Source organism: Chryseobacterium sp. SIMBA_028, assembly GCF_046535285.1.
Taxonomy (GTDB): domain Bacteria; phylum Bacteroidota; class Bacteroidia; order Flavobacteriales; family Weeksellaceae; genus Chryseobacterium.
On the sequence record NZ_JAWRWZ010000276.1, the window covers coordinates 1 to 273 of the forward strand.

The window sequence follows — 273 nt, forward strand, 5'->3', positions numbered from 1 at the left end:
GGTGATACTATCAAAACTCAAAAAGAAAAAAAATGTTTCTTTAATGATTTTAACAGGGGCAAAAAAATAATTGATACCTCAGCTGATCAGTTGGAGAAGAAAAGAGTCTGGCATAAAAAAGAAATCAATCTTTCAGCGCCTGTTGAAGATCTGCTTTTATATGAAGATCAGGCACGATTGACAAAGCTTTTGTTTGATGCTGTTGATGAAGCAGCTGTCAAAAAAGAGAAATTTCATTATTTTGAACCTGAAAAATGGGATTTAGAAATGATT

The 273-nt window shown here is 32.2% G+C and carries 1 protein-coding gene; it reads left to right on the plus strand.

Features of this window, described 5'->3' with window-relative positions; genetic code table 11:
* Window positions 1-273 (plus strand): hypothetical protein (locus SCA31_RS23440; RefSeq protein ID WP_410699419.1); only part of this gene is annotated, 273 nt, incomplete at both ends.